Source organism: Chitinophaga sp. S165 (genome assembly GCF_003182155.1).
Taxonomy (GTDB): domain Bacteria; phylum Bacteroidota; class Bacteroidia; order Chitinophagales; family Chitinophagaceae; genus Chitinophaga.
The window spans coordinates 588,120-602,240 of record NZ_QGTG01000003.1; the positions used below are offsets into that span (position 1 = coordinate 588,120).

Here is a 14,121-nt window from a genome sequence, read left to right on the forward strand (position 1 = left end):
CAAAAAGGGCTGGTCATTGACCGGCCCTTTTCGTTTAACACGTACAATAAATTCCATTTGTTATTTATGATGGTAACGCATAGAAGGCTATTCCTTCCTGGGTCCATCCTGCATAGTCCAGATGGATCCTTGGATTGGAAGTGAACAGTGTGGATGATTCAGAAATACTGTAATATCTATAAACTGGTATTGTGCCCGCTATGTTTGTTGAGTACACATAGAATACAGGAGTGCTGCCTGACAGGTGCCAGTTCGGGAATGACAGGATGTTGGGATCATTCGGGTTTGGTGAAAAAGTATGATCTCCGACAGCATCATTGTAATACTCGTAGATACCCATGGTGCCCGATTGCGGAGTTATGAAAGCACGGAAGCTAAAGCCGATATAGTTCCAGCCGGAATAGAACAGCCCGAGGTTGGCGTTCGGTGTAATTACACGGTCCTTCCTTCCGGAGTGATAGAATTCATACATCGGTTGTGCGGCAGGTACATGCGAAGCATTGTACATTTGCGACAGCGCGATCACGTCATTCGGTTGGAATGAACGGCTGGTGGTTGAACCAGGTGCACATGCCAGCATAAAGGAGTTTGCTTCTGGTCCGCTGGGTGTACCCGGAATATAGATGGTACCAACGCCGGGATCAACTTCAGCGCCGCCGGAACCGCAGCTGAAGGCCCTGTTCATGTAATCTGTATGCCTCATACCAACGGTGTGTCCCATCTCATGTTGGATGATAGTAGCAGCCCAGGGTACGAAGGTGCCGCTGTTGAGATAGTTGGTGTTCAGATTAATAAATGGTGACGGGTTACCGGTGGCAGAAGGGAATCCGGAGAAAACATCATTCAGGGAGTTACCTGTAAATGCGATGGTACCACCGCTGATGGTAACGTTCCTGATAACAATGTCAGCCGCGCCGGAAGTTACCCTGGCGAATGTAATACCCAACCGGATGTTATTCCAGCGTGTAATAGCCTCGTCGGTAGCTGTTACAATGTTTGCCGCTAAGGCGTCACACCTTACTGTAAGTACTCTGGGCAGGCCTGTTACGAGGTTTGTAGTACGGTATTGTTCGTCTTTGGCAACACGTATTGCAGTGCCTTCATGAAGACCTGATTCAAGCTCTTTTGCTGTGATGAAGATGTCATTTTCTACGATATATCCTTTGCCATAAGGAACAATATTATTGGTATCGAAACCAAGCGCCGCTACTTTTGCAGCTAATACTGAAGGAGGAGAGGAGGGGTTGTCCTGGGATGTTACCTCTTTTTTACAAGAATACATAATGGATACGCACAAGAGTGCAGTTAAGCAGGCATAAAGAGAGTGCCGATTCATAAGATCGATTTTAATTTCGGGTTAAATGATAAGGGTTTCTGTAAACTGTAATGGGTAATGGAATTTATTGACGGTTATTTAATGTATGTGGGTTATCTATACCAGTGTTAAGTTAGGAATTAAATAGTAAACTATCATGTCTATTTGATAGTAACTTATCTAGTTCTGCACTTAATGAGTAGTAATTACCAGTGCGTTATGAGGAGGTTATTTTAGTGTTATTTCAGTAGCGAAGGGGCGTCTCTTTATGCAGAGACACCCCTATCAATATGCACACAAAATGGTTGTTTATCGTTGTCCGCCACTTACGGCAATGAGTTCGCCATTGATCCAGTAAGATTCATCCGAAGCGAGGAAAACTGCAACATTAGCAATATCGGTGGGTCTGCCTACGCGTCCCAGCGGCGTTTCAGACAGATGCCATTGTTCAGCAGGGCCGCCCATTACACCTGAAGTATGTGTGCCTTCTGTTTCGATCAGGCCGGGGTTGATAGAATTTACCCTTATTTTCTTCGGACCGAGTTCTTTGGCCAGTATGCGGGTAATACCGTCTACAGCGTATTTGGTGGTGGAGTAAACAAGTGCGGTCGGCATATCCAGGGTGCTTACTATTGAGCCGGTATTGATAATAGCGCCGCCTTTATCGCCGAAGCTTTTGACTGCCTGTTGAATAGTGAGGATGGTGCCCAGTACATTTGTATTGTACATGCTATGGAAGCTGTCTTCAGTGATGTCTTCTATGCTTGCAAAAGAATATAGTCCTGCGTTGTTCACGAGGATATCCGGTGTGCCGAAAGCTTTTATTGTTTCTTCGAACAATCTTTTTACTTCATTTGATTCCGATACATTTGCCTGTATGGCAATTGCTTTTCCGCCGGCATCTGTGATATCTTTGACTACTTTCTCTGCGCCCGATCTGCTGGCGGCATAGTTTACCACTACTTTGGCGCCTTCAGCAGCATAGGCTTTGGCAATGGCAGCGCCAATACCTTTTGATGCGCCAGTAACAATCGCTATTTTACCGTTTAGTCTTTGCATTGTCTTGTGTTTTTTATTGTTCTGTCGTTATTGACAATGCAAAGCTCAGTAATCGGTCATCGGAGAAAAATGAACCAGGCTAATAAAAAATGTTGAACCAGTTCAACATTACGGGATTTATCCTTTCATTTTATGATTGCGGATCCTTGACAGGAATTCGGTGGTCATGCCGAGGTAGGAAGCGATCACATATTGAGGGAAGCGATTGACCATGGCGGGGTATTTTTCAACAAATGTATCGTAGCGTTGTTCTGCCGTTTGCGTAAGACTGGTAATTACGCGCCGTTGCATAAAGGCGACAGACCGTTCGGCGAGTATCCTGAAAAAGGTTTCAAATTTATAACTGGTGGCTTTCAGCTGTAGTTCATCTTCAAAACTTATCTGCAAAAGGTGGCTGTCTTCTACGGCCATCACAAACATACTTGCCGGTTGCCGGAACATATAGCTGTTGTAATCTGATATCCACCAGTCTTCAATGGCAAGCTGGATGGTGTGGTCCTGACCTTCTTCACCGACAACATAAGCTCTCAGTGCGCCTTTTAGTATAAAATAGCGGTGTTGGGCTATGAAATTGGGTTGTACCAGGAACTGCCTCTTTTTCACTTTTATCTCTTTAAAGGCTGCTGTGAATGTTGTCAGTTCTTCCGGGGTAAGATCAATGAATTTACTGGCGTAGCGGCCGATGGATGAAGGTGTGTGAATCGTCATGAAGGAGTTGTTTTTTGCCTTTCTATGATTCAAATGTAGAAAAATAAATCAGTCTGGCCGGTATTTTCGAGCATATCAATTGCGGCTCCTGCCTGTTGCCATAACAGGCGGTCCATTGGTGAGTACATGATGTTATTTTCTGTCAGAAACGAATAATGATCTCTGTAAGCTTGTCGATCATTTTTCCCCAGGCCTGCTTGGATAGTTCAACAAAGTCTTCTGATCCCGGAGGCATTTCATGTGTCAGCGTCAGTTCACATCCGTTTATCACTTCGGCGATGTCGATAACGACCCTGGAATGACTACCAGTAGGATCTTGTTTCACAGACCAGGTGAATACGATATGGTGAGGCCTGTCTATCGTGATATATTCACCTACATGATCGAACCGGTTACCCTGGCGGAGCACGGAATAGGTGAATTTTCCTCCCACAATGGGTTCGTTGTCAAGGCTGATGATCTCCTCGTCATTCCTGACGCCCGGTCCGAACATAAATTGTCCCATGATGCGGGTATCGAGGAATGCGTTGAAAACCTGGTCTGGCGTTACAGAGAATAGGCCGGTAATTACTGCATGGACTGGTAACTTGTTGGACATGTACTGTGGTTTATTGTACTCAAACATAGAGAATCACTTGTTTGTTCTGCCTGCTATCAAATATACGGCGATGCCAACTCCCAGGAGCAATGCACTTGATTTAAGCAGTCTTGAAGTAGCTGGCTTAAGGCGTGGCCGGGAGTTGCCATGAGTACTCATCGCAAAATTGACTGTATTGAAAAGGTTGCCGTCCGTGGTTTCGGTCACCCTGGCTCTTTTGAAATATGCTTTCATGAAAAGGCCGGTCAGTTTTGTGGTCAGTTCGGGAGCAATGGCATGACCGAGTTTGAAAAGCATAGATGCTTTACCCGGATACCGTGTAGACCTGGGATGAAGGATAGAGTCCCTGACAGCCTGTGCCATTATAGACGGATCGTGTACCGGCGGAGCGGACTTTAATACCTTGCCGGTGTAGTTACTGGCGTGATGTATCCCTGGTGTGTCCAGAAAGCCCGGAAAAAGGTCGACAACATGAATATGGGGCCAATGTGCCAACTCTCCTTTAAGTGCCTCAAAAAAGCCTCTTAAAGCGAATTTACTGGCAGTGTACGCACCGCCATAGGGAACAGGCAAAAATCCTCCGATAGAAATATTGTTGATCAGGATACCCGATTGCTGTTGTTTGAAGAAAGGAAGCACCGCATAGGCCCCGCTCATGTATCCGAGCAGATTGGTAGCAATGACGCGCTGATGGTTTTCCCAGGGCATTTTGTCGAAGGGGCCGGCTGCAAGTACACCGGCATTATTTACCCAGACGTCGATCCGGCCTTTCCAGGTGAAGGCCCGCTGGGCGAGTTGTTGTACGGAAGTGTTGTTTGTAACGTCGGTCCGTACCACCAGTGTTTCAGCCCCTAGCTCCTGACATTCCAGCGCCAGTTCTATCAATGCTTCTTCATTTCTGGAGGCCAGTACAAGACACGCCCCATCCTGTGCAAGCTGAAGGGCAATTGTACGGCCTGCGCCACTGGAGGCGCCTGTGATCACTACGATCTTACCTGTAATATTATTTTCCATAAACTACGTTTTAATCTGTGCCAGCGGGCAGATAATGCCCCTGGTATCCCCAAAAAGAGAAACATATTTTGAGCCAGTTTATGCTGGCGTAAGGCTGGCCCCGGTTGAATTCAGGTTGCTGTATCCTGGATGTATCCGGGGTTATTAGTCGGCTGAAGCGAAGCTGCACGCAATGTATATGCAGTTCAGTACCCGACTTTTGTATTTACTCATCCCTCAAAATCAACTGACATGAAAAGAATCTATTTGTTAGGCTGCTGGTCCATCGTAATGCTTGTATTGGCTGCAGGTTGCAGAAAGCCTCAGGCAGAGACGCCGGGTACAGCCACGTCCGGTGCACTGTTGTCGAAGCAAAATGCAGCTTTAAGCGCTTCCGTTATTTTCACCAATGCCTTGCCATCGGCAGACAATGGTAGTTATTACGACCCCTGGGTGATCTACATCGGCGGATCTTACTACTATTGTGGTTCTGACGGAGGACGTTTATGGATCACGAGATCAGCAACACTGCAGGACATTTTACTGCAACCGAAGACGTACATTTTTACGCCTCCCGGGGGAATGCCATATTCTTCCAATTTGTGGGCGCCGGAACTGCATTACCGTAGTGGCAGGTGGTATGTTTATTTTGCGGCAGATGATGGTAATAATGCCAATCACAGGATGTTTGTACTGGAGGGCGGCGCCAACGCCAATAATCCGCTGGATGGCGGTTATACCTATAAAGCGAGATTAAGTGCCACAACAGACAGGTGGGCTATAGACGGATCGCCATTTGACTATAACGGTCAGCAGTATTTCATTTGGTCGGGCTGGGAGGGAACTACCAATGTATCTCAGTACATCTACATCGCCCGGATGAGTAATCCATATACGCTCTCCGGTGAAAGGGTGGAAATATCCAGGCCTGATTATGCCTGGGAAAAGGTAGGAACGCCTGCTGTGAACGAGGGACCAACACCGCTGATCAGTGGGAACACGGTGAATATCATTTATTCGGCAAGCGGCAGCTGGACGAACGATTATTGCCTGGGAAGACTTACCTGCACCAATGGTAACCTGATGTCAAAAGCTTCCTGGAACAAGCCTTCCACTGCAGCCTTCTCAAGGTTTGGCAATGTGTATGGACCAGGACATGCATCTTTTGTGAAATCACCGGATAACATACAGTGGTGGATCGTTTATCATTCAGCAAATGCGGATGGTTCAGGATGGGACAGGAGGGTAATGACACAACAGTTTTCCTGGGACGGAAATATCCCTTATTTCGGTTATCCGATAGAAAAAGGAATTCCTATACCGGCACCGTCTATCGGCCCTTCCTATAGCATGCCGGTCGCCAATGGCGTATACCGTATAAAGTCGAAAGTAACTTCGCAATGTGTGGACGTTCCAAGTGGCAGTGCCACCGCCGGACTACAGATCCAGCAATGGACAGATAATAACGCTACAGCACAGAAATGGAACTTCAGCAGTCTGGGTAATGGTTATTACAAAATAACATCTGTGGCTTCTGGTTTATGCCTGGATAATGCAGGAGGTTCTCTGAATGCGGGTAATATCCTGATCCAGTGGACAGACAATGGGAACATTGCCCAGCATTGGCGTGTGCAGGACATGGGCAATGGCTATTTCAAGATCATCAACAGGAGAAGTTTGCTGGCACTGAATGTTCCTTACAGCAATCAGACACCGGGAACTAAACTGGAGCAGTGGTACGAAAATCAGTATGATGCTGAACTCTGGCAGATCATCCCGTGAAATGGATCGTGGTACTGAGAACGGACATGTAATGTCTGTTATATTTTGCTTGGCAGTTGAAAACATAGATGGCCTTCAGCATTTAATTAAACTACGTTCAACAGCTATAAAAAAGGCCTTCCAAAGCTATGCGCTGGAAGGCCTTTCTATATGGGTATTCAGCTTATTGTGCTGTTGTAAAATGATATTGACCTGAACCTACTTCCAGTACGGTTTGCTCTTTACCGGTACTGACAAGGCGTATGTCTTTTTGAGTCGCGACGGATTTACCACCTTCCTGTATAGCTGCATTATTTTTCACCGGTAGATATATTGTGGCTGTTGTATTGGCGGGTATTTCTACATCAAGAGAAAACTGACCATTCTGTAATTGCCAGGATGATTTTATGTTCCCATAATAGGTGAGGAGTGATCCTGTTGCCTGTGTGAGATTACCTCCGGGACGTGGACGGATGATAATATGGCGGTAACCGGGAGCATCTTCCTCGGTATCAATACCAGCAGTGACCCTGTACATCCAGTCGCCGATTGCGCCGTATGCATAGTGGTTAAATGAATTCATGCCTGGTGTTTCAAAACTACCATCCGGCTTCTGGCCGTTCCATCTTTCCCATATAGTGGTCGCGCCCATCTTTACCGGATACAACCAGGATGGATAGCTATCCTGTAAGAGGAGCGTATAAGCTACATCGAGATGTCCAAAGCGGCTTAACACATGACATAAGTAAGGAGTACCCAGGAACCCGGTAGTAAGGTGGTTACCGTAGCTTCTGATGTTGTCTACGAGGCGTTGAGCAGCCTGTTCGCGCAGGTTTTCAGGCAGCATATCGAACTGTAATGCCAGCACGTAAGCTGTCTGGGAGCTGGATATCAACCGGCCGGCGGGAGTGGCATACTCTTTTAAGAATGCTGCTTTAATACGTTGCAGCAGTTTTGTATAAGTTGATACATCATCTGTTTTACCCAGCACCTGTGCTGTATTGATGAGCAGCTGTGTGGAATGAGCATAGAAACATTGTGCGATGAGATATTTATCAGTGATGGCGGATCTTCCATCGTTGTCATCTTCGGGACGGTAAAACAGCCAGTCGCCAAAATGGGAACCGGAATTCCACAGGTCTTCTTTGCTAACTCCCTGAATATAACCCACCCAGGCTTTCATACTTGGGTATTGCTGTTCCAGCAGGCGTTTGTCGCCATAGGCGAGATACATATTCCAGGGCGCGATAGTGGCAACATCAGCCCAGCCGGCAGACCCCATTTCATTTTGCCCAAGCACATTAGGAACAACAAACGGAACGCTACCGTCAGCACGTTGATCGGCCGCAACATCTTTCAACCATTTGGAGAAGAAATTATTCACCTGGAAATTGAAAGCTGCTGTTCTTGAAAATGCCTGTGCATCGCCGGTCCAGCCAAGTCTCTCATCGCGCTGCGGACAGTCTGTCGGAACGTCCAGGAAGTTCCCACGCTGGCCCCATTGAATATTGTGTTGCAACTGGTTGATCAATTGATTGGAACAGCTGAAAGTACCGGTGGCAGGCATATCAGAATAAAGCGCATAGGCGGTAAAGTTATCCGGGTTTATCTCGCCGTTAAAGCCGGTGATCTTTACATAACGGAAGCCCTGGAATGTAAAATGGGGCTCAAAAACTTCTGTGCCGTTGCCTTTGAAGATGTAAGTATTCTTCTGTTTTGCAAGACGGAGATTTGTTATATAGAAGTTCTTGTTCTTGTCCAGCACCTCTGCATGTTGCAGCACAATGCTATCGCCCGGACGGCCTTTTAGTTGCACCTTTACCCATCCCACGAGGTTCTGACCGAAGTCTATTACTTTCTCACCGGAGGGTGTGGTGAAGATCCTTATCGGTTTGAATTGTTCATGCTTTTTTATTGGCTCGTTCTCTGTTGCGATCAGCGTGTTTTTATTGTTATCGCTGCTTAGCTGTACGCCTGACCAGTCATGATCATCATAGGCAGCAGTGGACCAGCCCTCTTTTTCCTTCCTGGCGTCGATGGTTTCACCGTGATAGATCTCGGAGTAAAGAATACTACCAGTTGATGATTTCCAGCTGTTGTCGGAGGAAATCACTTCTTCTGTGCCGTCAGTATATTGGATGTTTAACTGGAACAGCAGGCCTATCCTGGAGCCAAAATGGTTTTTAGCATCGCCCCATGCCAGGTAGCCGCTGTACCATCCTACGCCTAATGACACGCCGATGGCATTGGCGCCCTGACGAAGCAGGTTGGTAACATCGTATTGCTGGTATTGCAGTCGTTTTTTATAGCTGGTCCAGCCGGGAGTAAGGAAGGCATCGCCTACCCGCTGACCATTTATACGTGCCTCGTAGAGACCGCGGGCGGTAACATATGCAGTGGCAGATTGTATTTTTTTGGACGTCTTGAATGTTTTGCGGAGCAGAGGGCTAGGGCGTGAAATGCTGTCCTGTACGAAGCCGGGCTCTATCCAGCTGGCTTTCCAGTCGCCGGGCTGTAAAAAGGCCATTTGCCATTCAGCCACCGGGCTCCAGCCGGAAGCCTGGCCTTTGTCGTCCCATATCCTGACCTGCCAGAAATACTTTTTACCGGAGAGGAGGGGAGAGCCGCCGTAAGGGACATGTACAGATTGATCAGCGCTTATTTTGCCGCTGTTCCATACCAATTGTTTACCCTGGGCCAGTTCTTTGGAAGAAGTGCCCACACGGAGCTCATAAGCGGATTGGTGAATGTTCCTCCTGTTACCTGTTAATAGCCAGGTAAGCTGAGGCTTGAGTACATCGATACCGTTTGGATTAGTACGGTTCTCGCAGAGCATGGATACTACCCGGGGCTGGCTTAGCGCATCGGCGCAGAGAGCAAAGACCAGCAGGCATAAAAGGACCTGTTTTTTCATCGACGTGGATTTGTTGTTTACGTTTAATGGTTAAATATAAAAAATAGCAGGGTTTAACTGTCCTGCACTTTCCTAGTTGAATGGATAATGGGAAGAGAAGGGAGTTGCCCGCCGTATTATTAAATTTGACAACAAGGTAGCAAATCGGCAATGGCAGGATAATTTATGTGAAAGTTGTTCTCCATTGATTGGTAGAAAAACAATGTTTGTAAATTTTTTGTTTTGTATTGGGAGAAGATATAATATTGTATTTTAGAAGTATGGAGATTGCTTTTGTTTGTTAATGAATTGTTTCCACAAAAATTTAACTTTATGAGAGAAATCAGCAATCCAACCAGATGTTTACCCGGGGGCGAAAAAACAACCCAATTACCATTTAATAAAACAGGCTTTTTAAAGGATATCGTAACAAAGATGGGATATACCTACAATTCTGAGGCTGAAAAGCTTATTGAACAATCAAAGCATATTTTAATGCTCAGAGAGGGCTGGGATGAAGAAGACGCATTACCAATAGATGAAATTATCTGGGAAAATGCAACTTCTTTTTTGAAAGCATATGTCGGGTATTTTGATCAGATATATCTGACTGCTCTTGAACTTCCCGAGATAAACCCAGTAAGGGATGGATCAATTGATCTTGAATGGAGAACTTCAAAGGGAAGACTGCTTATCAATTTTAATCATAGAAATCTTCAGAAGGCATCGTTCTATGGTGACAGGTATGCCAATGAAGACAGGATTAAAGGAGATATAAGTATTAAAGGAGTGGAAGAGCATTTAGCTCTCTGGATGAAAAATTGTTTGTAAAATCTATGAAAGAAATATTTATCCCAAACGAAGACCACGTCTTCTGCCGTATAGGCATTGATTTTATTAGTTCCAAAGATTATAAGCCCAGGGCCAGCGCATTCAGGAATACTCCGGTTAAGGGGAACAACTTGAGTTGTGACTGGGATAAATACAGTACGGCGGAATCATCCCGGGCTCTTATTGGGCGTCAGCTAAACCTTAGAACAGGTAAGCCTAAAGATCCTCGTAAGTTCTGTATTTATAAGTTTAATGTAGGAACTGTTCGAAGTATAAATTTTCCTGGAAAAGGGCAGGAAATAGAACATGACCCAATATACAATGATCCTGAAATTGAAGGTAAACCCAATAACCTTGCGCATTCAGTTATGATAGGGGAAAAGGGCGATGATGAAGAATTCAGGATAAAGCTGGCTGATACAGGGTGTTGGGCAATAGGTCCTTCTTGGAAATAGTTTCATAGGCCGCTATTTTAAATAGTAAATAGTTTATTCGCATAACTCAATGCAGTTCCTTTAAGGGCTGCATTTTTTTTAGCCCCTATACAGTCATCTTATGCTCATTTTATCCAGCCGTCAAAAAAAACTTTGAATTTTCGAAACTAACCCTATATTTGTTGAGTAGAACAGAATAGAACAACCCAATCAAAGTCTAAAGCTTATGGCTGATAATCAGCTATTTGTGTTAGAGCGAGGGTCGTTGTTATTCTGTGGGGGATCTAAGTTCGCAGGAATGCCACGTTTTTTGGAGATTGTCAAATCAGCAGTATACCTATCATTAAAAAGAATCATTACAAACACTTTATGCTTCACGTTATGCATGTAAGAAATGCTTCCAAGAGGCTATGGTTGTTCATGGCTATCATTGCTATGCTAACCGGCGCCATTCCCGTTTTTGCCCAGGGCGGCAAGATTTCCGGTAAAGTCACTGATACGAAGGGTGAGCCGCTTCCAGGTGTGTCTGTAAAGCTGGCCGGTACTAAGACCGGTACTGTTACAGGCATCGACGGTGCTTTTGCATTAAATGCAGAAAGCGGAAAAGGCACACTGGAGTTCAGTTTTCTGGGTTTTGAACCGCAGACCGTACCTTTCAACAACCTGAATGCGCTAAGCATTAAGATGCAGCAGGCTACAGCTGTTGTTGATGAAGTGGTAGTTGTCGGGGCCAGCATGAAAAAGTCTGACCTGACAGGGGCTGTAACAACAGTAGACTCGAAGAAGTTGCTGGAACGTCCTGTTACCAACATCAACCAGGCTTTGCAAGGTAATGCTCCCGGTGTATTTGTTAGTAATGCAACCCGTCCGAGCGACGATGCAACTATCAGGATCCGTGGTGCAAACACCATTAACGCAGGCGCTTCCCCTATTTACGTAGTGGATGGTGTGATCATGGAGAACAATCAGGGCGGTTTTAATTCCGTGAACGTAAACGACGTAGCGTCCATACAGGTGTTGAAAGACGCATCTGCTACAGCGCTTTACGGTTCCCGTGGTGCCAACGGCGTAGTGGTGATCACCACCAAGAAGGGCCAGCGCAGAGGTGGAGATGGTCTGGTTACTTATGATAGCTGGATAGGTTCTTCTGAATTTACTCGTATTCCGAAGACTTTGAATGCTGTGCAATTGGGTGATCTGCGTATTGATGCCTATGCCAATGGTTACATACATGATAATCCAAACGCAAACCGCGAAGATTACATTAAGAACGTGCTGCTGGTTCCCCCTACTGCATTTACTGCCCAGGAGCTTGAAACATACAATGCAAAACAAAGCTATAACTGGCTGGACCAGGTAAGCCGTACGGGCGTACAACAGAATCATGCTGTGAGCTTTTCCGGTGGTACTGACAGAGGTGTTTTTTATCTGAGCCTCGGCTACGCTGGTAACAAAGGCGTGATAGAAAATACTAAACAAAATAAATATACCGGTCGTTTCAATGCAGAGTATAATGTTAAGAAATGGCTGAAGGTAGGTACCAACACAGGCTTTACCCGTACTAACGACGACATACCATCTGATGATGTGTATAACAAAGCACTGAATGCAAACCCGCTGCTGAACTACGCGCCTTACCGCGATCCGGCAACGCGTTATACCTACGATTATCTCACGCTTTACTACCGTGCGCACGGAGAGCAGAACAATAATGATTACAATCCTTTCAACTCATTATTCGTTCAGCGTGACCGTTCACGTAATCGTGTAACCTCTTCTAACTATATCGACATCAATCCTATTAAAGGCCTGAATTTCCGTTCCAGCTATTCACTGGACTACGGTGCACAGGAATGGTTCGAGTTCACCCCACATAACATCCAGGAAGCTATCCGTCACAACAGTGGCGATGCCCGCGCTAAACATGAAAGATGGGCAGATACTTACTGGCAGTGGGATAACACCCTGACCTATAACACCATGTTCGGCAATGATCATAAACTGACTGCCTTAGTAGGAACCAGCTCCAGCAAACGTACTTCAAACTATACAAAAGCACAGGGCGATCGTTTTGCTAGTGATGATCTCTCTTACTATGATCTGGGTGGTGCAGCTGCACTGGAAAAAGGTGTACTGGGTTCTGACTTCTACGCATACTCCCTCGCTTCTGTACTGGGTCGCGTGAACTATAGCTACAAAGACAAATATCATTTAACGGCTACTGCCCGTTACGACGGTTCTTCCCGTTTTGCTGAAGGTAACCGCTGGGGTATATTCCCATCAGTGTCTGCTGCATGGGATATTAACAGGGAAGATTTCCTGAAGGATGTAACCTTCATCGACCAGTTGAAACTGCGTGTTGGTTATGGTGTAGTTGGTAACCAGGATATCTTGAACTATGCATTCCAGACGTTGTATGGTTCCAAGATCGATAATGGCAATGCACTGATCTCAAATGATGGCCGTCGTGGTAATCCGAACATCACCTGGGAAAAACAGAAACAAAGCAACATCGGTATCAACGCTGGTCTGTTTAAATCAAGATTGATCGTTACTGCCGACTTCTTCGATATCAATAATGACAACCTCTTGCTGGACCGTAACCTCGCCACAACTTCAGGTTTTAAGAAACAATGGGAGAATATTGGAAGTGTGAACAATAAGGGTATGGAATTCTCGGTGTCAGGTGATGTTATTCAGAAGAAAGACTTCAACTGGAATGTGTCAGCTAATATCTCCTTCGATAAGAACAAGGTGACAAAACTGAATGGCGATGCTACAGAGATATATAATGTTGATCAGAACGTGATACAGCGTGAAGGAAACGTCTTCCTGGGGCAGTCACTGCATGGCATTTACACGCTGGTATCCGGCGGTATTGCACAGGAATCTAACCGCAAGGATTGGGAAGACCTGGACTTCAACGGGAAAACTGTAAGCCCTGGAGATCTTTTCGCAAAAGATATTTCTGGTCCTGATGGTAAACCTGACGGTATAGTTAACACACAGTATGACAGGACTGTGGTAGCGAAGTCTGATCCTAAATTCTATGGTGGTTTCGGCACTAACATCAACTATAAGGCTTTTGCCCTGAATGCAAACTTCACTTACTCTTACGGTGCTAAAAAGATCAGCAGCTATTATGAAGGACTGATCAACAGCGTTGGTGAAAGTATGGCCACTGAAGATCTGCTGAACCGTTGGACGCCTCAGCATACTAACACTGACATCCCACGTGTGATAGCGAATACCGGCAACTACAATCGTTTCAGTCCATCCGAAACAAGTTACACAATACAGAATGCATCTTTCCTGCGTTTGTCAGCATTGACGCTGTCTTACAATCTACCGGGAAAACTTCTGGAATCATGGAAGTTGAATAACCTGCGTCTGTACGCAACCGGCTCTAATCTGTTCTGTGTTACCAAGTACAAAGGAATGGATCCGGAAACCGGCGACTACGGTTATCCTCCGATAAAAATGTATGTTTTTGGATTGAATGTAGGTTTCTAAACTTCAACTGCTAGAT

General features: G+C 45.7%; 10 protein-coding genes. 4 read left to right on the plus strand and 6 right to left on the minus strand.

The window, feature by feature from the left end; genetic code table 11:
- Window positions 1-64 precede the first annotated feature (64 nt).
- From C7475_RS16800 to C7475_RS16820, 5 genes are all read right to left on the minus strand, one after another.
- Entirely contained in the window at window positions 65-1,336 is a 1,272-nt protein-coding gene (locus C7475_RS16800; RefSeq protein ID WP_110054536.1) for a M57 family metalloprotease, read from the minus strand.
- Window positions 1,337-1,624: 288 nt separating this feature from the next.
- Entirely contained in the window at window positions 1,625-2,374 is a 750-nt protein-coding gene (locus tag C7475_RS16805) for a glucose 1-dehydrogenase (protein ID WP_110054537.1), read from the minus strand.
- A 117-nt stretch (window positions 2,375-2,491) separates the two neighbouring features.
- Window positions 2,492-3,082 carry a Crp/Fnr family transcriptional regulator gene (locus C7475_RS16810; RefSeq protein WP_110054538.1) on the minus strand — a complete coding sequence of 197 codons (591 nt, stop codon included), beginning with the start codon at window positions 3,080-3,082 and terminating at the stop codon, window positions 2,492-2,494.
- Window positions 3,083-3,224: 142 nt separating this feature from the next.
- Complete coding sequence (locus C7475_RS16815) at window positions 3,225-3,680, minus strand: SRPBCC family protein (RefSeq protein ID WP_110054650.1); 456 nt, start codon at window positions 3,678-3,680, stop codon at window positions 3,225-3,227.
- Window positions 3,681-3,713: 33 nt separating this feature from the next.
- Window positions 3,714-4,694 carry an SDR family oxidoreductase gene (locus C7475_RS16820; RefSeq protein WP_110054539.1) on the minus strand — a complete coding sequence of 327 codons (981 nt, stop codon included), beginning with the start codon at window positions 4,692-4,694 and terminating at the stop codon, window positions 3,714-3,716.
- A 231-nt stretch (window positions 4,695-4,925) separates the two neighbouring features.
- Between C7475_RS16820 and C7475_RS16825 the strand changes: the two genes are divergently transcribed.
- Window positions 4,926-6,455 carry a family 43 glycosylhydrolase gene (locus C7475_RS16825; RefSeq protein ID WP_110054540.1) on the plus strand — a complete coding sequence of 510 codons (1,530 nt, stop codon included), beginning with the start codon at window positions 4,926-4,928 and terminating at the stop codon, window positions 6,453-6,455.
- Window positions 6,456-6,618: 163 nt separating this feature from the next.
- Here C7475_RS16825 and C7475_RS16830 read toward each other — a convergent pair whose 3' ends face one another.
- Window positions 6,619-9,348 carry a glycoside hydrolase family 78 protein gene (locus C7475_RS16830; protein WP_110054541.1) on the minus strand — a complete coding sequence of 910 codons (2,730 nt, stop codon included), beginning with the start codon at window positions 9,346-9,348 and terminating at the stop codon, window positions 6,619-6,621.
- 312 nt (window positions 9,349-9,660) lie between these two features.
- On the opposite strand from C7475_RS16830, the gene C7475_RS16835 reads away from it, so the two are divergent.
- The 3 genes from C7475_RS16835 to C7475_RS16845 all read left to right on the plus strand — a co-directional run bounded on the left by C7475_RS16835 (window position 9,661) and on the right by C7475_RS16845 (window position 14,105).
- Window positions 9,661-10,158, plus strand: a complete 498-nt coding sequence (locus C7475_RS16835; protein ID WP_110054542.1) for an ANTAR domain-containing protein — start codon at window positions 9,661-9,663, stop codon at window positions 10,156-10,158.
- 5 nt (window positions 10,159-10,163) lie between these two features.
- Entirely contained in the window at window positions 10,164-10,613 is a 450-nt protein-coding gene (locus C7475_RS16840; protein WP_110054543.1) for a hypothetical protein, read from the plus strand.
- 360 nt (window positions 10,614-10,973) lie between these two features.
- Entirely contained in the window at window positions 10,974-14,105 is a 3,132-nt protein-coding gene (locus tag C7475_RS16845; protein ID WP_110054544.1) for a TonB-dependent receptor, read from the plus strand.
- The last annotated feature ends 16 nt before the right edge of the window (window positions 14,106-14,121 follow it).

Coding starts and splice junctions, on each gene's coding strand:
- C7475_RS16805 (WP_110054537.1), bottom strand. CDS start 2,374: ATGCAAAGACTAAACGGTAAAATAGCGATTGTTACTGGCGCATCAAAA.
- C7475_RS16820 (WP_110054539.1), bottom strand. CDS start 4,694: ATGGAAAATAATATTACAGGTAAGATCGTAGTGATCACAGGCGCCTCC.
- C7475_RS16800 (WP_110054536.1), bottom strand. CDS start 1,336: ATGAATCGGCACTCTCTTTATGCCTGCTTAACTGCACTCTTGTGCGTA.
- C7475_RS16825 (WP_110054540.1), top strand. CDS start 4,926: ATGAAAAGAATCTATTTGTTAGGCTGCTGGTCCATCGTAATGCTTGTA.
- C7475_RS16840 (WP_110054543.1), top strand. CDS start 10,164: ATGAAAGAAATATTTATCCCAAACGAAGACCACGTCTTCTGCCGTATA.
- C7475_RS16810 (WP_110054538.1), bottom strand. CDS start 3,082: ATGACGATTCACACACCTTCATCCATCGGCCGCTACGCCAGTAAATTC.
- C7475_RS16830 (WP_110054541.1), bottom strand. CDS start 9,348: ATGAAAAAACAGGTCCTTTTATGCCTGCTGGTCTTTGCTCTCTGCGCC.
- C7475_RS16845 (WP_110054544.1), top strand. CDS start 10,974: ATGCATGTAAGAAATGCTTCCAAGAGGCTATGGTTGTTCATGGCTATC.
- C7475_RS16815 (WP_110054650.1), bottom strand. CDS start 3,680: ATGTCCAACAAGTTACCAGTCCATGCAGTAATTACCGGCCTATTCTCT.
- C7475_RS16835 (WP_110054542.1), top strand. CDS start 9,661: ATGAGAGAAATCAGCAATCCAACCAGATGTTTACCCGGGGGCGAAAAA.